Here is an 18,973-nt window from a genome sequence, read left to right as displayed (position 1 = left end):
CAAGTGAATCCTTGCTAGCCTTCGGGCGGAGCTCGGGACGGATGCGGGGAGGTGCGCGATGGTGGTCCGGAGGCCGCCCGGCCGACGCGCCCAGATCCTCGCCGTGGCCGCCGACCGCTTCCACCGCAGCGGCTACCACCAGGTCTCGATGTCCGAGGTCGCGGCCGGGGTGGGCATCACCGCGCCCGCCCTCTACCGGCACTTCCGCGGCAAGCCCGAACTGCTGGACCGCGCCGTCCGGTTGGGCCTGGACGCGCTCGCCGACGGCCTGCGCGCGGCCGGCAGCACCGCCGAACTCGGCGCCGCGCTGGCCGCGGTGGCGGTCGGCCACCGCCCGCTCGGCACCCTGGTGCAGCGCGACGCCCGACTGCTGCCGCCGGCCCGCCGGGCCGGACTGCGCCGCGAACTCCGCGCGGACGTTGCCCTGATGGTCGCCGTACTGCGCGCCGAGCGGACGGAACTCTCCGCCCCGGACGCCGAGTTGCTCTGCTGGTCGGCGCTCTCCGGCTGCGCCGGGCTGTCCTACCAGTCGGCCGCCCCGCAGCCCCGCCGGGCCGAGGCGCTGCTGCGCGAACTGGTCGCGGCCGTCCTCGCGGTCCCCCTGGACGGCACCGCCGAGAGCGCCGACGACACCGCCCCCGCGTCGCAGCGGACCCAGGAGCGGACCCAGGAGCGGACCCAGGGCCGGGCACAGGAGCGGACCCAGGAGCGGGCCCAGGCGCAGCCACCGGAGCAGCCGAGGCCGCAGGCCCGCCGCGAGGAACTGCTCGCCGCCGCCGTCCGGCTGTTCCACCAGCGCGGCTTCGACAACGTCAGCACCGATCAACTCGGCGCCGCCGTCGGCATCTCCGGCCCGAGCGTGTACCGGCACTTCGACAGCAAGGCCCAGCTGCTCGCCGCCTCCCTGGTGCGCAGCCGGGAGCGGCTCTGGCACGAGGTGGACGGCGCGATCTCGACGGCCGCCGGGCCGGCGGAGGCACTGGCGGCCGGGCTGGGCGCGTACGTCGACTTCGCGCTGCGCAACGGCGACTACCTGGGGGCGATGCTGAGCGAGACCGAGCGGCTGGCCCCTCCGGACCGCCGGGCCGCGGTGGACTTCCGGCGGGACTTCCTGCGCACCTGGGTGGGGCTGCTCCGGCAGGTGCGCCCGGAGTACGACGCGGTGACCGCCCGGATCCGGGTGCACGCGCTGTTCTCGCTGGTCAACGACGGGGTGCGGAACCGCCCGTACAGTGCCCGGCCCGACCTCGGCGACTGCCTGCGGCGGATCGGCCGGGCGGCGCTCGGAGTCGAGACTTCGTAGGCGCACCCAGGCGCACCCAGGCGCACTCAGGAGCACCCGGGAGACGGAGCGGGCCGGGTGCCCGCCACCGTCGGAACGGCGGCGGGCACCCGGCCCCGTGCGGTGCGACCGGGCGCGGACCCGGTCGGGCCCGGCTAGTAGAGGACGTGCGGGTAGTAGACCCGGGCGTCGAAGTTGCCGTTGCCCTGGAGGGCTCCGACGTTCCCGCTGTTGCCCGCCACGGCGAGGCCGTTGTTCTGGTTGCTCGCCCCCGAGCCGGTGGCGGTCTGCTGGGTGTTGACCACGTTGCCGTTGACGGTGCCGATGACGTTGCCGGAGCCGACGTTGCTCACGACGCTGCTGTTGGAGTGGTCGATCGCGCCGGCGCCGTTGTCGGCGTGGGCGGTGGCGGCCCCGACGCCGACGAGGAGGAAGGCCCCGAGGGCGGTGACGGCGGCGGCTGCGCGAATACGGGACACGCTGGTCTCCCTGAGCTGGAAGTGCGAATGTGGCGCGATCCGGAGTGGCCGCTCCGTAGCGCCGTTGCCTGACGTCGCACGTTCAGCATTCACCAGTGACGTGGACGAACTCCACCAAACGGGTGGCATTTCCCTCGATGGTGGGGGAGCGGTCAATTCCGAGTTGACCAGAATCCGTCATTCCGCCTGATGTATAGAAAGAAATGGTCGACGGATTGTCGCACTGGCACACTGAGGACCCATGTCTGAAGGTGCCCCGACCGAGCCCACCCCGACCGAGCCCACCCCCGCCGAGCCCACTCCGGCCGACGGCGTGCGCACCACCGAGGTCGACCTCGGTGGCCTGGTGAACGTCCTCGCCACCCACCTCTACTCCACGCCCCTGGTCGCCCTGCGCGAACTGGTCCAGAACGCCCACGACTCGCACACCCGCCGGCTCCTGGAGGACCCGGACGGCGAGCACCGGCCGCGGATCCGGGTACGTGCCGACGCCGCGCGGCGGACCGTCGCCATCGAGGACACCGGGGCCGGCCTCACCGAACCGGAGATCCACGCCTACCTCGCCACCGTCGGCACCGGCTACACCCGGATGCTGCGCGAACTGACCGGGAACCAGGAGCTGATCGGCGCCTTCGGCCTGGGCTTCCTCTCCGCCTTCTCGGTCGCCGACGAGGTGACCGTCACCACCACCTCGCACCGCGAACCGCGGCTCGGCCACCGCTACCGCAGCCGCGGCGGCGAGCAGTACCAGGTCGACCCGGCCCCCGCCCGCCCGGAGCCCGGCACCGTCGTCGAACTGGCGCTCAAGGCCGAGCACGCCCACCTCGCCGACGAGCACGCCCTGCGCGAAGTCCTCGGCCGCTACTGCGTCCTGCTGCCCGTACCGGTCTACGTCGGCGACGACGAACGGCCCGTCAACGCCGTCCAGGTGCCCTGGCGCCAGCGGGTCGACGGCGACCAGCACGCCGCCCGGATGCGCTTCGCCACCGCCTTCGGCCGCCGCTTCGAGCCGCTCACCGCCTTCCCGGTGCTGCCCGTCCAGGGCGACGGCCCCGGCGACGGCCCGTCGGACGGCGCCACCGACGGCCCGGCCGGCAGCGCCACCGACGGCCCGTCAGGCGGCGCCACCGACGCGGTCGGCCTGCTCTGGGTCCAGGACGGCGGTTCCTACGGCAGCAGCGACAACCGCGACCTCGCCGTCTACCTGCGCGGCATGCTGCTCGCCGAGGACGCCCGCGACCTGCTGCCCGGCTGGGCCGGTTTCATCGGCGGCGTGATCGAGTCCAGCCGGCTCACCCCCACCGCCAGCCGCGAGGACCTCCAGCGCGACGAGCACTACCGCGCGCTGCAACGGGCCCTCGCCGACGCCGTCGTGGACGGCCTGTACGAGACGGCCCGGCTGCGGCCCGCCGTCTGGCGCCGGATCCTCACCCGGCACGGCCAGGAGCTGCTCGGCGCCGCGCTCTGCGACGACCGGCTGTTCACCCTGCTCGCCGACGACGTCCCGGTGCCCACCTCGCAGGGCGACCTCACCGCGGGCGGCCTGCGGGCGGCCGGCGGGGGCGCGGTGCACGTCGCGCTCGGCAGCGGCGGCGGCTTCGAGGAGATGCTGTACCGGGCGATGCGCGTCCCGATCGCCCGCGGCGACCGCTACGCCGTGCTGCCGTTTCTGCGCCGCTACGCCCAGTTGCGCGGCTGCCGGCTGGTCGAGCTGGGCAGCGAGCAGGGCAACCGGGAACTGTTCCGCGACCCGGAGCGGCCGCTGCCGCCCGAGGAGGCGGCCTGGCTCGCCGGCGCCCTCGCCGACCAGGGGGAGCAGCTCGTCCCGGCCCGCTTCGACCCGCCCGGCCTGCCGCTGGTCCTGGTGCCCGACCGGGAGGCCGAGTTGAAGGCCCGGATCGAGGACGACCAGGCCGACGCCCGGATCCCGTCCGCCGCGCTGCGGCTGGCCCGGGCGTTCACCGCCCGCACCGACGGCGCGGTCAAGGCCCGGCTCTACCTCAACCTGGACTGCCCGGCCGTGCGGGACCTGCTCGCCGCCTACCGCACCGGCCACACCGGCAGCGCCACCGCGGCCGGGCTGCTCCGCTCGCTCAAGGTGATCATGGCGGCGGCCTCCACCGGCCCCGCCGAGGGGGACCTCGGCGCCGCGCTGGCCGGCATCGGCACCGCCGTCTCCGCCCTCACCGCCGCCGTCCCGCCCGGCCTGCCGGACGTCCCGGACAGCCCCGGCGCGCTCCGGGGCGAGGCGTGACGGCCGACTCCCCGGCCGACGCCCAGCCCTCCGCCCAGCCCTCCGTCCCGCCGGACGCCCCGCCGGACGCCCCGCCGGACGCCCCGCCGGACGCCCCGCCGGGCGCCCCGCCGGACGCCCCGCCGGGCGCCCCGGCGGGCAGACCCGCGGGCGCCCCGACAGCGGCCCACGCCAGACCACACACCAGCACCACGCAGGGGGAACAGCCATGACCACCGACATCTGGGCCTGGGTGCGCGACACCCACCAGCAGCTGCGCGAGGCCGGCCACGCACGGCTCGCCGACGCCATGTACGAGCTGCCCGAACACGCCACCGAGGGCCGCAACGAGCAGCTCGACGCGGTCTTCCCGGAGGCGGTCGCCTCCGCCCGGGCCCTCGGCCTGCCCTGGGTCGAGGTCTACCTGCGGCACTGGCGGATGCAGAACCTGCTGAACAAGCGCCAGCAGGGCGAGTCGGTGATGCCCGAGGCGGTCGACCTGCTGGAGTTCGCCCACCGGGAGGAGACGGCCGGCTGCCCGCAGTCCGTCTGCGTGGTGCAGGACTTCGCGATCTGCCACGCCCGGGTCGACGGCCCCGGGTACGTGGCCGAGCGCCTGGAGGTGGTCGGCGAGACGCTGGAGCGGATCGAGCCCGGCCGGGCCTGCTTCGACTGCCTCTCCCGCGAGTACTCCGACGCCCTGGAGGACGACGGCCGGGCCGCCGACGCGCTCGCCCACCTGGACACCGCCTCCGCCCGGATGCAGGCGGCCGGCCAGCAGGTCTCGCTGCGCTTCCACCGAGCCCGGGCCGGCACCCTGCACCTGCTGGGCCGGCACGAGGAGGTGCTCACCCTGCTGGACACCACCGACCGGACCGCCAGGGCCAGGGGCGAGGAGCTCGACGAGAGCGACCGGCGCTGGGGCGACCTGCTGCGGGCCCGCGCGCTCGCCTCGCTCGGGCGCACGCCGGAGGCGCTCGCCCTGCTGCCCGCCCGGGCCGAGGCCGAGCGGCACGCCGACCTGCGCGAGACCTGGACCCGGACGGTCGAGCTGCTGGTCGCGGCCGGGGCCTGGGAGAACGACGCCGAGCTGGGCGCCGTGCTGGCCGGCTGGGTCGGCTACCTGGACACCACCGGCTCGCACCGCCCCTGCGTGGACCTGCTGCTGGCGGCGGGCCGGCTGGCCCTCGCCCGCGGCGCCCGCACGGTGGCGCTGACGCTCGCGGCCACCGGGGAGCGCAAGCTGGCCCGGCTGCGCCGCACCGAGGGCGTGGCCGGGGAGGTGGCGGCCCTGCGCGCGGCCGCCGAGGCGCTGCCGGTGCCCGAGCTGCCCGTCCCGCCCGGCGAGCTGGCGGCGTACCTGGCCGAGGCCGAGGTGCCGGTCGAACCCGGTGCCGACCTGCTCGCCGTCGCCCTGGAGCGGTACCGGGGCGAGCCCGCCGGCGCCACCGGGCTGGCCGTGCCGCTGGCCACCGTGCTCGGCGGGCTGGGCCACGCCCGGGCCGCCGCCGACCTGCTGTGGCAGCGGCTGGACGTCGACCCGGGTAGTGAGCACCTGGTCGGCACGCTCGGCCAGCTGCTGATCGAGGCCGGGGACGCCGAGGGGATCCGCCGGCTCGCCGACCGGCTGGCCGCGACCGCCCCGGCCGACGCGCACTGGATCCGCGCCCGCTGGGCCGCCGCCGAGGGCCGCTGGGCCGAGGTGCTGGAGCAGTGCGGGGCGATCCTGGCGCTGGAGGCGAACCGGATCAACACCCGCCGGCTGGCCGCGGCCGCCGCCACCGAACTGGGCGACCACGCCACCGCCCAGCGCCTCTACCAGGAGCTGCTGGAGCACGCCCTGTCCGCCGAGGAGGCGGGGGAGGAGCAGCTCCACCGGACGGTCCAGGAGCCCGACCTCTGGCACCTGGTCACCGCCGCCACCGCCAACCGGGACTGGGCCGTGGTCCGCTCCACCGGTGCCCGGATCGGCATCGAGTTCGACGAGCCCGAGGGCCCGGTGGACGAGGAGTGGCAGCTGGTCACCGTCCGCGCCACCCGCACCAACGGTTCGACGGCCGACCTGCCCGCCGTCCGCACCGGCCCGGCCACCGCCCGGATCCTGCCGGTGCTCGGCGACGACCTCACCCTCAACCACGGCGACGTGGTGGTCTTCGCCCCGGCCCTGCTGGAGGCCCCGCCGGCCGAGGACGCCCCGGAGCCGGAGCGGGCGAACTGGCGCCCGGTCTTCGCCCTGCTGACCCTGCTCGACCCGGCGGGCTTCACCACGTACTGGATCGACGGCGCCTGGCCCGGCGACGAGGCCTGGTCCGGCTTCCGGGACGACCTGCGGGCGGCCGGCTACGCGGTCTGGGCGTACAGCGGGGAGCAGTACCGGATCACCGACCCGACGGAGGACGACGGCTCGCTGCCCGGCGTGTACGCCGCGCTCGGCGTCCCGCCGACCGCCTCGGCGCAGGCGGCCGACGCGCTGCTGCACGAGCTCACCGCCGGCTGGGCCCACCCGCTGGCCTGGCTCGACCTGGCCGACGCGGCCGGGGCGGACCTCGGCCGGCACGCCGGGATCGTCGAGCGCTACGACCTCTGAGCCGGCCCGCCCCCAGGCCCCGCCCCTGGTCGGTTCCCCGGCCCGTTCCCCGGCCCGTTACCCGGCTCGTTCCCCGGCCGGTCCGCACCTCCGGGCCGGCCGGGGAACCATCACCGTCCCCGGCGAGTCTTTGTCATTGCTTTACCATGACATTGCCAAGACTCGACCTCCAGGAGAGCCAGCACCGTGACCAGCATCGCCCTCGGCCCGTCCTGGCTCGATCCGACCACCCTGATCTCCACCTTCGGCCTGGTCGGCATCCTGGCCATCGTCTTCGCCGAGTCCGGCCTGCTGATCGGCTTCTTCCTCCCGGGCGACTCGCTGCTGTTCACCACCGGCCTGCTGGTGGCCGGCGGCACCTACCTGCACCAGCCGCTCTGGCTGGTCTGCATGCTGATCGTGCTGGCCGCGATCGCCGGGGACCAGGTCGGCTACCTGTTCGGCCGGAAGGTCGGGCCGGGCCTGTTCCGCCGCCCCGACTCCAGGGTCTTCAAGCAGGAGAACGTCGAGAAGGCCGCCGCCTTCTTCGAGCGGCACGGCCCCAAGGCGATCGTGCTGGCCCGCTTCGTGCCGATCGTGCGCACCTTCACCCCGATCGTCGCCGGGGTGAGCAGGATGAACTACCGCAGCTTCGTGCTGTTCAACGTGGTCGGCGGGGTGCTGTGGGGTGCCGGGGTCACCGTGCTCGGCTACTTCCTGGGCCAGATCCCCTTCGTCCGGGACAACATCGAGGCCATCCTGGTCGGCATCGTGCTGGTCTCCGTGGTCCCGGTGGCGGTCGAACTGCTCCGGGCCCGCCGTTCCGGAGCGCGCGACACCGCGGGCCGCCGCGCCGGGTAGGCGTCCGGGGGTGCCGCCGCCGGACGTCGCGTACATGTGCGTCCGGCTGTTCGATCAGGCAAGGTGTATCCGGAGATCGAACGGTGGCCGACGGCCACCAGGGGTGGCGAGGAGCGGAAGTGCCTAAGCGGGGCCGACCGGGTGCGGGCAAGCGGGCGAGGGGAGGCCGGGCGGTCCGCCAGGTGCGGCAGACACCGCCGCAGCCGGTGCACCCCGCCGAGGCGCCGCCCACCGAGGGCCTGCTCGGCTACCCGGCCCCGGTCGTCGAGCCCACCACCGTGGTGCCGCTGCTCCCGCCGGTAACGGAGACCAAGGGCCTGCTGGCCCCCGAGCCCGCGCCGGAGTCCGGGGTCGGGGCCGGTGTCGGTGTCGGGGCCGGGACGCCGCCGGAGCCGCTGGAGCCGCACCCCGAGCTGACCATCGACCTGCGCCCCCGGGACGGGGGCGCCGAGGAGCCCCCCGCCGGGCGCCCGGCCCCCGAGCGCCCTGAGGGCCCCGAGCGCCCCGCGGCCGCCCGCCCCCCGCGCCGCCGCTCGGTCGCCGAGGACACCCTCACCCCCGAGGAGTGGCGCGCCGCCGGCTACACCCCGCCCACCGGCATCCCGATCCCCGAACTGACCGCCGGCGCCCCCGGCGAAGCGCCCTGGCCGGACCGGATGCGCACCCTGCTGCGCACCCCGATGTCCGAGCGCCCCGCCTTCGAGCGCACCGCCCGCGAGATGCACCCCTCGGCGGCCGCCGCCCGCAACGTCCCCCGCATCCTCGATCTGACGCTGCGCATCGGCGAGCTGCTGCTGGCCAGCGGCGAGGCCGCCGAGGACGTCGAGGCGGCCATGCTCGGCATCGCGCACGCCTACCGGCTGGACCACTGCGAGCCGCAGGTCACCTTCACCCTGATCGGCATCTCGCACCAGCCCTCGCTGGTCGAGCCGCCGGTCACGGCCGACCGCGTGGTGCGCCGCCGCACCTCCGACTACACCCGGCTGAACGCGGTCTACCAGCTGGTGGCGGACATCACCGCGGAGCAGGTGACGGTCAACGACGCCTACCGCCGGCTCGCCGCGATCCGCCGCAACCGGCACCCGTACCCGGCCTGGTTCCTCGCCCTGACCACCGGTCTGCTGGCCGGCGCGGCGACCTTCCTGGTCGGCGGCCGGCTCGACGACAAGGCCTGGCTGGTCTTCGGCAGCGCCTTCGTCGCGGCCGTTCTCGGCGACCGGCTGGCCTCGGCGCTGGCCAAGCGCCGGCTGCCGGAGTTCTACCAGTTCGTGGCGGCCGCGATGCCGGCCGCCGCGTCCGGGATCATCCTGTCCTTCAACGACTGGGGCCTGCGCGGCTCGGTGGTGATCACCGGCGGCCTGTTCGCCCTGCTGCCCGGGCGCGCCCTGGTCGCGGCCGTCCAGGACGGCCTGACCGGCTTCTACATCACCGCCGCGGCCCGGCTGCTGGAAGTGATCTACCTGGTGGCGGGCATCGTGATCGGCGTGATCATGATCCTCTACCTGGGCGTCGGCTTCGAGGCGAAGCTCAAGCCGGACGAGAGCCTGGTGGGCATCAGCTACCCGCCGGTCCAGATGGTCGCCGCGATGGTGCTGACCCTGGCCTTCGCCACCCTGCTGCAGACCGACCGCCGCACCCTCGCCCTGGTCACCCTCAACAGCGGCATCGGCTGGGCCAGCTACGGCGCGCTGGTGTACAACGCGCACGTCAACCCGATCGCGGCCACCGGGGTGGCGGCCGGCCTGGTCGGCCTGTTCGGCCAGCTGATGGCCCGGGCCCGGAACGGCTCGGCGCTGCCGTACGTCACCGCCGCGATCGGCCCGCTGATGCCCGGTTCGGCGCTCTACCTCGGGATGCTGGCCTTCGCCCAGGGGCACTCCAGCACCGGCCTGGTGTCGGTGTTCCGGGCGGCCGCGATCGCGATGGCGCTGGCCATCGGGGTGAACCTCGGCGGAGAGATCGCCCGGCTGTTCCTCAAACTGCCGGTGGGCGCCGAGCTGCCCTCGCTCTACCCGGTGGTGCCCCGCCGGGCGGCCAAGCGCACCCGGGGGTTCTGACCGCGCGTTGAGCCCGGTGACGGATTCCGAGCGGGGTCCGTGTTGGGCGGCTATTGGGCCCCGGGCCATGTCACGGCAGGCAGGACGCAGGACCAGGAACGAAGGTAAGACCCATGACGGCAATGCTGGACAGCTACCGCGAGCACATCGTCAACACGCACAAGCAACCGCTGTTCCTGCTGCTGGTCGGCTTCATCACCTCCTTCGTCTTCATCCGGTTCAGCGTGCGGATGATCCGCGCCAAGGTGCGCTGGTGGCCCGGCAACGTCACCCCCGGCGGCCTGCACATCCACCACATGGTGTTCGGCCTGGGCTTCCTGCTGGTCGGCGGCATCGGGGTGTTCGCCACCTACGGCGGCACCCCGTGGATCGACTGGTTCGGGCTGGCCTTCGGCATCGGCTGCGGCCTGGTGCTGGACGAGTTCGCGCTGATCCTGCACCTGGACGACGTGTACTGGAGCGAGCAGGGCCGCAAGTCGGTGGACGCGGTGATCTTCGGCATCCTGTTCACCGCCCTGCTGCTGATCGGGTACGTGCCGCTCGGCGTGGTGCCCGGCGAGGACACCCGGTGGGGCCTGATCACCGTCATCTCGGTGAACGCGCTGGCCTCGGTGATCACCCTGCTCAAGGGCAAGGTGTGGACCGGACTGCTCGGGATCATGGTCCCCGGCCTGTCCTGGATCGGCGCGATCCGGCTGGCCCGCCCGAGCAGCCCGTGGGCCCGCTGGCGGTACACCACGCGCCCCCGCCGCCGGGCGCGTGCGCTGCGGCGCGAACGCCTGCTGCACCGGCGCGCGGACCGGGCCCGCACCTGGCTCTTCGACCTGATCGCCGGCGCGCCCGACAAGGTGCCCGCCAACCACCCGGCCGCCCACCGGGTCGCCGAGCGGATGGCCGCCCGGGCCTCCGCCCACCTCGACGCCCACGCCGCCCGGGCGCTGTCCCGCCGCCGGGCCCGGCTGGCCGACCGCCGCTCGGCCGCGACCGCCGGGGCGGCGGCGAAGGCGCCCGCGGCGCACCCGCAACCGGCCGAGGGGCCGGCCGAGGGCGTGCCGGCCCGCTCGGCCGGGGCCCGGCAGCGCCGCCGTACGGTCCGCGCCGGGCGCAACCGGACGTACGCGGTCGGCCCGACCGGCCTGGAGCGCCGCCCCGGCCGACACCCCCACCTACGGACGAAGACCCGCCGGATCCACCGCTAGTTCGTATACCGTGTGCGCCTGGGCGACGGTGACACCCGGTCGGATCATCGGATGGTCACCCGGCCGGCGGAGCGCGTTCGAGGTGTGAAAACCCTCGGAGTTGAGAACATGATCGGCGAGTGACCGTTCTGTCACGTGATGGGATGATTCGCCGGACCCCGCCGCCCGACCGCAGCCCCGCCGCCGCGCGCCGCCCGGCCACCGCCGTCATCCCCTCCGGACCGTGAGAAGGGATGTCTCGTGGCGCGCAGGATCCTGCCGACCCTCCTGTTGTCCCTCACCGCCCTGCTCGGGCTGCTCCCCGCCGCCCAGGCAGCCCCGGTACAGCCGGAACCGGCGCGGCCCGCCCCGGCGCAGGCCGAACCCGGGCAGGCCGAACCGCCGGCCGCAGCGACCCCGGCCGGCCAGGACCCGTACCCCTCCGCCGAGGAGATCGACCGCTCCCGCACCGAGGCCGACGGCAAGGCCGCCTCCGCCGCCGAGCTGGAGACCGCGCTCACCGCCGCCCGCACCGAACTCGACCGGACCGCCCGCGGCGCCGAGCAGGCCGTCGAGGCCTACAACGGCGCCCAGCTGGCCCTCACCCGGGCCCGCACCGAGGAGACCGCCGCCAACCGGCGCGCGGCCGCCGCCGAGGCCGAACGCTCCGAAGCCGCCGACGATGCCGCCCGGCTCGCCGCCGAGACGTACCGGCAGGGCGCGGGCGCCGAACTCTCCGCCCTCAACGCCCTGCTCGGCGCCCACGGGCCGCGCGAGGCGAGCGCCCGCGCCGCCGTCGTCGGCGTGGTCAGCGAGCGCACCCGGCAGATCCTGGACGCCGCCACCTCCACCGCCGCCACCGCCCGCACCGCCTCGGCCGCCGCCCGCACCGCCACCGCGGCCGCCGAGAAGGCCGCGACCGAGGTCGGCGCGGCCAGGACCAGGGCCGAACAGCGGCTCGCCGCCCAGCAGGCCGAAGTCGCCGCGGCCGGCCGCCACCGGGAGCAACTGCTCACCGAACTCGCCGCCGCCCGCAACACCACCGTCGAGCTGGAGCGCAAGCGGCACGATGCCCTGGAGGCGATCGCCGCCCACGAGGCCGAGGCGGCCGCCCGGGCCGCCGCCGAACGGGCCGCCGAACAGGCCGCCCGGGAGGCCGAAGCCGCCGCGGCCGAGGCCGCCAGGGTCCAGGCGCCGCCGCCCGACTCCCGCCCCTGGTCGGCCGAGGGCGCGGCCGCCGCGATCGCCTTCGCCCGCTCCAAGATCGGCCTGCCCTACATCTGGGGCGGCGAGGGGCCGGAGGGCTACGACTGCTCCGGGCTGACCATGATGGCCTGGCGCGAGGGCGGCAGGCAGCTCAACCACTTCGCCGCCGACCAGTACGCCCAGTCCACCCCGGTCACCTACCGCCAGCTGCGCCCCGGCGACCTGGTCTTCTGGACCGACACCGGCCGTTCCGCCGACATCCACCACGTCGGCCTCTACATCGGCGACGACCAGATGATCGAGGCCCCGAGGGTCGGCATGCCGGTCAAGCAGGCCAGCCTCTGGATCATGGGCACCCCGGACTACTACGCCCGGCCCTGACCCCCGCCGTCCCGGGCGCCGGTGTCGGAGGCCTCCGTTAGCGTGGCCGCTCCGACCACTCCCGAGGAGGAACCGTGCGGCTGAGGAACGTGGCAGCGGGCGACGTCGAGGCGTACGTCCGGATGCGCTGCGACGAGGCGATGATGGCCGAGCTGGGCGGCCCGCTGCCCCGGGAGCAGGTGGAGGAGCGGCTGCGCAAGGACCTCCGGCTGGTGGCGGAGGACGGCGCCTGGATCAAGGCGATCGTGCCGGACGGCGCAGAAGACGGTGCGGCGGCCGGGGTGGTGACGCTCTGGCAGGACGAGGAGGACGGCGCGACCGTCTCCGAGATCGGCTGGATGGTGCTGCCCGCGTTCCAGGGCCGCGGCCTGGCCAAGGCGGCGGTCCGCCGGGTGCTGGACGCCGCGGCGGAGGACGGCCGCTGGGGCGAGGTGCACGCCAGCCCGGGGACGACCAACGGCCCGTCCAACGGGATCTGCCGCGCGCTCGGCTTCCGGCTGCTCGGCGAGCGGGACGTCGACTTCGGGGACCGCGTCCTGCGGACCAACCACTGGGTGGTGACGCCGGGCGAGCACCGCCGGGCACCGGACGGCCTGGGGTCGGGCGGCCTGGGGTCGGACACGGATTAATTGGGGTGCTCGGCCCCGGCCACCGCCCGTACGGTGGCCGGATGCACAACGACAGTGATCACACGGCCCCCGAGACGGTCAACGGGATCCAGGTCCGGGCCGTAGCCGTGGACGAAGTGGAGGAGTGGAACCGGGCGCTGAACTTCGGCTTCCTGCGCCCGCACGCGGGCGTCGCGCCGGAGCTGCGCCGCCGGCAGTGGCAGCCGGGCCGGATGGTGGCCGGCTTCGACGGGGACCGGCAGATCGCGACCTTCCGCAGCTTCGACGTCGACCTCACCGTGCCCGGCGGAGCCGTGGTCCGGGCCGACGCGATCACCAACGTCACGGTCAGCGCCACCCACCGCCGCCGGGGCCTGCTCAGCGCGATGATGCGCCGCGACCTCGCCGCAGCCGCCGGGCGCGGCTGCGCCGTCGCCGTCCTGATGGCCGCCGAGTACAACATCTACGGCCGGTTCGGCTTCGGCCCGGCCACCCGCGGCAGCGGCTGGGACATCGACCTGGGCCGCACCCGCGGACTGCGCGAGGGCCTGCCGGGCGTACCCGGCGGCCGGACCGACTTCGTGACCCTGGCCGAGCAGGCCGAGCTGGGCGCCGAGCTGTACGACCGCTGGCGGCTCACCCAGCCGGGCGCGATCGCCCGGGACGAGATCTGGTGGGAGCGCCACACCAACCGGATCCAGGTGCCGGGCGACACCTTCAAGGAGCCGTTCACCGCCGTCCACTGGGACGCCGACGGCACGGTCACCGGGATGGTCGTCTACCGGATCGAGAACAAGTGGGACGGCGCCCACCCCGACGCCACCCTCACGGTGGAGGACTTCATCGCCCTCGACCTGCCCACCGCCGTCGCACTGTGGCGCCTGGTGCTGAGCGTCGACTGGGTGCGCAAGGTCGTGGTGGCGGGCCTGGCCCCGGACGACCCGCTGCCGCTGCTGCTCCAGGACCCGCGCGCGGCCGTCCCGCGCAAGGACAACGCCGACGCGATGTGGCTGCGGCTGCTGGACGTCGAGGCCGCCTTCGGCGCCCGCGCGTACGGTGCGCCCGGCCGGGTGGTGCTGGAGGTCGAGGACGAGCTCGGCTACGCCTCCGGCCGCTTCGCGATCGAGGTCGCCGAGGACGGCACCGGCCGCTGCGTCCGGACCACCGACGAGGCCGACCTCGCCCTGGGAGCTTCGGAGTTGGGCTCGCTCCAGCTGGGCGCCGAGACGGCCCCGCGACTGGCCGCGGCCGGTCTGGTCACCGAGCTCCGCCCGGGGGCGGCCGCCGCCGCCGACCTGCTGCTGCGCACGCCGCTGCGGGCCTGGACGCCGACCGACTTCTGAGCGGCGCGAACGACGATGCCGGGAACGACAGTGCCGGGAACGACGCCGGAGGCCGGCCCGCAGTGTGCGGGCCGGCCTCCGGCGGTCACAACTCGTGCCCGGCCGCGCCTACTTGACGGCTGTCTTGCCGATCGTGGGCAGGATGAAGTCCTGGATCAGGCCCTTGGCGTCCCGCACGATCGGCCGGAACACCCGGTAGCGCGAGAGGTTGATCACCCGGGCGGCCATCGGCGTCGAGCGCCGGACGAACTCCCTGGTGCGCTCGGTGTCCTCGGTCCGGTCGAAGACCCAGTAGAGGACCACGACCATCAGGTGCAGCCAGAGCACGTCCGGCAGCAGCTCGACGAGTTCGGCGTCCAGCTTCGGCGCCAGCTCCGAGCCCTGGAGGACTTCCCGGAACAGGTCGACGGCCACCGCCCGGGCCGGGTGGGACTCGTTGGAGAACGGGCTGAGCGAGCTGGTCGGGTCGGCCGCGGTGCGGAAGAACTGCGCGGCGAACTCGTGGTACGGCGCGGCCGTGTCCAGCCAGGAGTCCAGCGCGATCTGCAGCCGCTCGGCGAAGTCCCGGGTGTGGGCCATGCGGAGCCTGGCCTCGGCCGCGTGGTCGTGGGTCATCCGGTCGTAGAACCCCTGGATCAGGAATTCCTTGGCGGAGAAGTAGTAGTAGGCGTTGCCGACCGACACGCCCGCCTCGGTGGCGATGGCGCGCATCGTCGTCTTCTCGTAACCCCGGTCCTGGAACAGCCGCATGGCCGTCTCCAGGATCAGCGCCCGGGTCGCCTCGCTCTTGTCGGTCTTGGGCTGGGCCCGGCCGCCGGGCATGGGCCCGCCGTCCGTGCCGGGTGCGGCCGAGGCGTCGGCCGCACCCTTCTCGCCGTCCGTTCGGTTCGTCGCTGCCAGGTCGTCCACAGGCACGAGCCTAACCGGAGACGAGGTTCCACCCGGTGTCGGTGCTGTCGGTGTTCGTGGCACCGGATGCCCCCTCCGCATCCGGTGCCACGAAACCGTCCCCCGTCATTTCGAACGCGTTCAAAACCTTGGCAGAACTGTAGACGTTACGGTTGAACATGTTCAACTCCATCTTCGTGGGAGGCTCGTCACATGACCGGTCCTGAACGGACCACCATTCGGTACGGCGGAGCGCAGGACGCCGCGGACGTCGCGGACCTGCATGCCGAGAGTTGGCGCACCAGCTATCGCGGGATGGTCCCCGACGAGGCGATCGGGGACGGACTGGCCGCCCAGCGGCGCGAACTGTGGGAGCTGCGCCTGGCGGTGGACTACGGGCCGCCGGAGAACACGCCCGTGCTGTTGGTCGCCGAACGGGCCGGTGAGCCGGCCGGGTTCGTCTATCTGGTGCCGCAGGCCGACGGACGGGTGCTGGTGGACAACCTGCACGTCCGCCCGGGCCTCACCGGCGGGGGCATCGGCCGGCACCTGCTGGCCGCCGCCCGCGCCGAACTCGCCGAGCGGTTCCCCGCCGCCGAGCTGTACCTGGAGGTGCTGCGCGCCAACACCCGCGCGATCGCCTTCTACGAGCGCGAGGGCGGCGTGCGGATCGCGGCGCAGGAGGGCGTGTTCCCGGGCGGCTGGGTGCTGCCCGAGTACGTCTACGCCTGGCCGGCCGCGAACGCCCGACCGGAGAACGGTCGGTCCGCGAACGCCCGGCCGGAGAACGGTCGAACGGAGCACGCCCGGCCCGAGGGCGGTCGGTCGGTGAGCGGTCAGTCGATGTCGTAGACCGTCACCGGCACGCCGCGCGCCGAGAGTCGGGCCGCCACCAGCGGCTCGACCTTCTCCCAGCGCCCGCCCGCCAGTCCGCAGCCGATCCGCGGCATGTGGACGGAGGCGCCGAGTTCGAGCGCGCGCCCGCCCAGGGCCGCCAACCCGGTGTCGATGGCCTCGTACCGCACGGGCACCCCGGTGGAGCGCCCCGTCCGGATGCCGCGCTGGCCGACCAGGTTGGCCACCCAGACGTACGGCTCGACCTGCACCAACTGCAGGGCGCCGAGGCCGAAGTCGTTCTTCGCCCGCTCCCGGTGCCACCGCCGGAAAGCGGCTTCGGGTTCGGGCCAGCGTCTGGAGAGCGCGAGCACGAAGCCCTTGCCCCAGCCGCCGAGGTCGTTGCAGACGTGCGCGATCACCTTCACGCCCTTGCCCTGGGGCGTGGTGGCATCGCCTCGGACGTAGGTGATTTCCGCCATGACTCGAAGTTAGACGGAGGCACTGACAACCCGCGCCCCATTTTCCGCGGGGCCGGACGCCCGCAGGTGCCGCCGCCCGGCCGACGCGATCAGCAGGGCGAGCGCGGCGGCCCCGACGGGCAGGACGTAGCCGGTGCCGGGCGCGGCCCGCTCGGCGAGCGTCCCGGCGAGCGCCGCCCCGGCCGAGATGCCGACCACGATGCCGGACACCGCCACCGCCATCCCCTCGTTGAACTGCCGCTGCGGCAGCAGCTCCTGGACCAGCGTCATGCCGGTCACCATGGTCGGCGCGGTGGCCGTGCCGGCCGCGAACAGTGCTGCACCGAGGGCCACCGGCCCGGCCCCGCCGAGCCCGGCGGCGAGCGGCAGCAGCAGGACCGCGGCCATCGCCGCCACCCCGAGCAGGAAGCGCGCCCCGGGGGCCCGGCGCGGGGTCAGCAGCCCGAACAGCAGCCCCGCCAGGCAGGATCCGCCCGCGACCAGGGCCAGCAGCGGGCCGGCCGCCGCCTTGTGCCCGAGCGCGTCGGCGTAGGCGACGGTGGTGACCTCGGTGGCGCCGAAGACCGTGCCGGTGGCGAGGAAGGTCAGCGCCAGCACCCGCAGCCCGGGCACCCGCAGCGGGGAGCCGTGCCGCTCGCCGGTCGGGGCCGGGGCCGGCAGCGGCGGTTCGGTGCCCCGCTGGGCGGCGAACAGCAGGGCGCCGGCGGTGCCGGCGGTGCCGGCGGTGAGCAGCCCGGCCTCCGGGGCGATCGTGGTGCAGAGCAGCATCGCGAGCACCGGCCCGGCCATGAAGCAGAGTTCGTCCAGGGCCTGTTCGAGGGAGTTGGCCAGGTGCCGGGCGGCCGGGTCGTCCCGGTGCAGGTGCGCCCAGCGGGCCCGGGCCATGCCACCGAGGTTGGGCGCGGCGGCGCAGGCGGCCCAGCAGGCGTACAGCGTCCAGTCCGGGGCGCCGAGCCGGACGCAGAGCAGCAGGGCGACGAGCGGAACGGCGTTGTACAGCGCGGCCGGTACCGCGACCCGCGACTGCCCGTACCGGTCCACCAGGCGGCCGAGCAGCGGCATCCCGATCGCCCCGGTGGCCAGCCCGGCCGCCGAGACCGTCCCGGCCAGCGCGTACGAGCCGCGCCGTTCGGCGAGCAGCACCACCAGCGAGACGCCGTTCATCGACAGCGCGATCCGGCCGAGCAGCCCGGCCAGGGTGAAGGCGGTGGTGCCGGGGGCCGCGAACAGCCGTCGGTAGGAGGCGAGGAGGGCGCGCGGGGGCAATCGGGCTCCTGGGACGCAGGGCGGGAGGGGGTGCGCCAAGCCTCGCGGTGCGCTGCGACCGGCGTCCAACACCTGTTCCGCCGCAGTCACAACACGGTGTTGTTAATCTGCCGCCCATGCCCCGTGACCTGCACCCCCGACTGCTCCGCGGCTTCGTCGCGACCGCCGAGACCCTGCACTTCGGCCGGGCCGCCGAGCGGCTGTACGTCGCCCAGCAGGCGCTCAGCCGGGACGTCCGCACGCTGGAGGGCCTGCTCGGCGAGGCACTGTTCACCCGCACCACCCGCAGCGTCGACCTCACCCCGGCCGGGCGCCGGCTGCTGCCCGGGGCGCGCCGGCTGCTCGCCCTGCACGACGACCTGCTCGCCGGGTTCGGCGCGGGCGCCGGTGCCGCCGCCAGGCCGCTGCTGCTCGACCTCAACAGCGACGTCACCGGCCCGGACCTGACCGCCGACCGGGTGCTGCAACGGGCCCGCACCGCCTGGCCGGAGGGCGAGCTGCTGGCCCGCTTCCACGGCGGTCTGGCCGCGGCCGCCGACGAACTGCTGGCGCACCGGCTGGACGCCTCGTTCGGCCGCTTCGCCGGACTGCCCGCCCCGGTGCGCGGCCGGCTCGCCCAGCGGCCCGTACGGCTGGAGCGGGTCTCGGTGATGATGGCGGACACCCACCCGCTGGCCGGCCGCCCGGCGCTGCGCCCGGCCGATCTGCTCGGGCACCCGGTCGACATCTGCGCGGGCAACCCGGCCACCACCGAGTGGGCCGACCTCGGGGCCCGGCTGCTGCGCGAACACGGTCTGCGCGCGGCCGAGCCGTACGTCCCGCCGGTGGGCCCGGTCGAGACGGCCCGCTACCTGGCCCGGCACGGCGATCCGATGCTGACCACGGTCGGCGGGCCGAGCCTCCCGGGGGCGGTGAACGTCCCGCTGGTGGACCCGGTCCCGCTGAGTCTGGTGAGCCTGGTGCACCGGCCCGGGGAGCGCCGTCCGGGCCTGCTCGCACTGGCCGCCGCGGCGGCCGAACTCGGCGCCGCCGAGGGCTGGTTGGACCGCCCGGCCGGCAGCTGGCTGCCCTCGGAGGACGCCGCGCTCATCGTGCGGACGTAGGGTCCGCGGACCTTGGGTCCGTCTTCGAACTCCCGTCTGCAGGGCGACGCCGGGGCACGCACCTCGCCGCGTTGTCGTCGGTCGCCAATGCGCTGCATTGGGCTCCCTCCTCCGCCTTGCGATGCACGCACCCCACCGCCGCCCCGCCCGCCCTCGGGGCGGACGACGGGAGTTCGAAGACGGACCCAAGCACACCGCCCCTGCCC

At 75.0% G+C, this 18,973-nt stretch carries 16 protein-coding genes; 11 read left to right on the top strand and 5 right to left on the bottom strand.

All coding sequences use genetic code 11. The annotated features are described in order from the left end of the window. Positions 1 to 58 precede the first annotated feature (58 nt). Positions 59 to 1,303 carry a TetR/AcrR family transcriptional regulator gene (locus ACFC1T_RS13090; RefSeq protein ID WP_375887407.1) on the top strand — a complete coding sequence of 415 codons (1,245 nt, stop codon included), beginning with the start codon at positions 59 to 61 and terminating at the stop codon, positions 1,301 to 1,303. Positions 1,304 to 1,437: 134 nt separating this feature from the next. Here the strand turns inward: ACFC1T_RS13090 and ACFC1T_RS13085 are convergent, their stop codons facing one another. Beyond that, complete coding sequence (locus tag ACFC1T_RS13085; RefSeq protein WP_375887404.1) at positions 1,438 to 1,761, bottom strand: hypothetical protein; 324 nt, start codon at positions 1,759 to 1,761, stop codon at positions 1,438 to 1,440. A 241-nt stretch (positions 1,762 to 2,002) separates the two neighbouring features. Between ACFC1T_RS13085 and ACFC1T_RS13080 the strand changes: the two genes are divergently transcribed. From ACFC1T_RS13080 to ACFC1T_RS13045, 8 genes are all read left to right on the top strand, one after another. Continuing rightward, complete coding sequence (locus ACFC1T_RS13080; protein ID WP_375887401.1) at positions 2,003 to 4,015, top strand: ATP-binding protein; 2,013 nt, start codon at positions 2,003 to 2,005, stop codon at positions 4,013 to 4,015. A 208-nt stretch (positions 4,016 to 4,223) separates the two neighbouring features. Next, positions 4,224 to 6,581: a hypothetical protein gene (locus ACFC1T_RS13075; RefSeq protein WP_375887399.1), complete on the top strand. Its 2,358-nt coding sequence runs from the start codon at positions 4,224 to 4,226 to the stop codon at positions 6,579 to 6,581. A gap of 186 nt (positions 6,582 to 6,767) precedes the next feature. Next, positions 6,768 to 7,421 (top strand): DedA family protein, encoded by a 654-nt coding sequence (locus ACFC1T_RS13070; RefSeq protein WP_375887395.1) that lies wholly within the window; start codon positions 6,768 to 6,770, stop codon positions 7,419 to 7,421. Between the two features lie 317 nt (positions 7,422 to 7,738). Next, positions 7,739 to 9,478: a threonine/serine exporter ThrE family protein gene (locus ACFC1T_RS13065; protein WP_375887693.1), complete on the top strand. Its 1,740-nt coding sequence runs from the start codon at positions 7,739 to 7,741 to the stop codon at positions 9,476 to 9,478. A gap of 113 nt (positions 9,479 to 9,591) precedes the next feature. After that, positions 9,592 to 10,677, top strand: a complete 1,086-nt coding sequence (locus ACFC1T_RS13060; protein ID WP_375887392.1) for a hypothetical protein — start codon at positions 9,592 to 9,594, stop codon at positions 10,675 to 10,677. Positions 10,678 to 10,917: 240 nt separating this feature from the next. After that, complete coding sequence (locus ACFC1T_RS13055; protein ID WP_375887390.1) at positions 10,918 to 12,243, top strand: C40 family peptidase; 1,326 nt, start codon at positions 10,918 to 10,920, stop codon at positions 12,241 to 12,243. Between the two features lie 74 nt (positions 12,244 to 12,317). Further along, entirely contained in the window at positions 12,318 to 12,872 is a 555-nt protein-coding gene (locus ACFC1T_RS13050; protein WP_375887387.1) for a GNAT family N-acetyltransferase, read from the top strand. Between the two features lie 41 nt (positions 12,873 to 12,913). Next, positions 12,914 to 14,194: a GNAT family N-acetyltransferase gene (locus ACFC1T_RS13045; RefSeq protein ID WP_375887385.1), complete on the top strand. Its 1,281-nt coding sequence runs from the start codon at positions 12,914 to 12,916 to the stop codon at positions 14,192 to 14,194. 108 nt (positions 14,195 to 14,302) lie between these two features. Here ACFC1T_RS13045 and ACFC1T_RS13040 read toward each other — a convergent pair whose 3' ends face one another. Further along, on the bottom strand, positions 14,303 to 15,103 hold the full coding sequence (locus ACFC1T_RS13040) for a TetR family transcriptional regulator (protein WP_375887382.1): 801 nt from the start codon (positions 15,101 to 15,103) through the stop codon (positions 14,303 to 14,305). A gap of 10 nt (positions 15,104 to 15,113) precedes the next feature. Beyond that, complete coding sequence (locus ACFC1T_RS13035; protein WP_375887379.1) at positions 15,114 to 15,263, bottom strand: hypothetical protein; 150 nt, start codon at positions 15,261 to 15,263, stop codon at positions 15,114 to 15,116. Positions 15,264 to 15,295: 32 nt separating this feature from the next. Between ACFC1T_RS13035 and ACFC1T_RS13030 the strand changes: the two genes are divergently transcribed. After that, positions 15,296 to 15,934, top strand: coding sequence for a GNAT family N-acetyltransferase (locus ACFC1T_RS13030; protein WP_375887376.1), 639 nt, complete (start codon positions 15,296 to 15,298; stop codon positions 15,932 to 15,934). Here ACFC1T_RS13030 and ACFC1T_RS13025 read toward each other — a convergent pair. Both ACFC1T_RS13025 and ACFC1T_RS13020 read right to left on the bottom strand, forming a co-directional pair. Beyond that, the gene (locus tag ACFC1T_RS13025) at positions 15,919 to 16,398 is read right to left on the bottom strand and encodes a macro domain-containing protein (RefSeq protein ID WP_375887373.1); all 480 of its coding nucleotides are present in this window, start codon (positions 16,396 to 16,398) and stop codon (positions 15,919 to 15,921) included. The genes ACFC1T_RS13030 and ACFC1T_RS13025 overlap by 16 nt on opposite strands. Before the next feature lie 9 nt (positions 16,399 to 16,407). Beyond that, positions 16,408 to 17,664, bottom strand: coding sequence for an MFS transporter (locus tag ACFC1T_RS13020; RefSeq protein ID WP_375887371.1), 1,257 nt, complete (start codon positions 17,662 to 17,664; stop codon positions 16,408 to 16,410). Between the two features lie 116 nt (positions 17,665 to 17,780). Between ACFC1T_RS13020 and ACFC1T_RS13015 the strand changes: the two genes are divergently transcribed. Then, positions 17,781 to 18,767, top strand: coding sequence for a LysR family transcriptional regulator (locus ACFC1T_RS13015; protein ID WP_375887368.1), 987 nt, complete (start codon positions 17,781 to 17,783; stop codon positions 18,765 to 18,767). Positions 18,768 to 18,973 lie beyond the last annotated feature (206 nt).

Source organism: Kitasatospora sp. NPDC056076, from assembly GCF_042266305.1.
Taxonomy (GTDB): Bacteria; Actinomycetota; Actinomycetes; order Streptomycetales; family Streptomycetaceae; genus Kitasatospora.
This window is presented reverse-complemented; position numbering and strand designations above follow the sequence as displayed.

What these genes read in the sequence shown, in the direction of transcription:
- ACFC1T_RS13090 (WP_375887407.1), top strand. Translation starts at nt 59, where the DNA reads ATGGTGGTCCGGAGGCCGCCCGGCCGACGCGCCCAGATCCTCGCCGTG.
- ACFC1T_RS13080 (WP_375887401.1), top strand. Translation starts at nt 2,003, where the DNA reads ATGTCTGAAGGTGCCCCGACCGAGCCCACCCCGACCGAGCCCACCCCC.
- ACFC1T_RS13075 (WP_375887399.1), top strand. Translation starts at nt 4,224, where the DNA reads ATGACCACCGACATCTGGGCCTGGGTGCGCGACACCCACCAGCAGCTG.
- ACFC1T_RS13060 (WP_375887392.1), top strand. Translation starts at nt 9,592, where the DNA reads ATGACGGCAATGCTGGACAGCTACCGCGAGCACATCGTCAACACGCAC.
- ACFC1T_RS13045 (WP_375887385.1), top strand. Translation starts at nt 12,914, where the DNA reads ATGCACAACGACAGTGATCACACGGCCCCCGAGACGGTCAACGGGATC.
- ACFC1T_RS13035 (WP_375887379.1), bottom strand. Translation starts at nt 15,263, where the DNA reads ATGTTCAACCGTAACGTCTACAGTTCTGCCAAGGTTTTGAACGCGTTC.
- ACFC1T_RS13030 (WP_375887376.1), top strand. Translation starts at nt 15,296, where the DNA reads ATGACCGGTCCTGAACGGACCACCATTCGGTACGGCGGAGCGCAGGAC.
- ACFC1T_RS13025 (WP_375887373.1), bottom strand. Translation starts at nt 16,398, where the DNA reads ATGGCGGAAATCACCTACGTCCGAGGCGATGCCACCACGCCCCAGGGC.
- ACFC1T_RS13015 (WP_375887368.1), top strand. Translation starts at nt 17,781, where the DNA reads ATGCCCCGTGACCTGCACCCCCGACTGCTCCGCGGCTTCGTCGCGACC.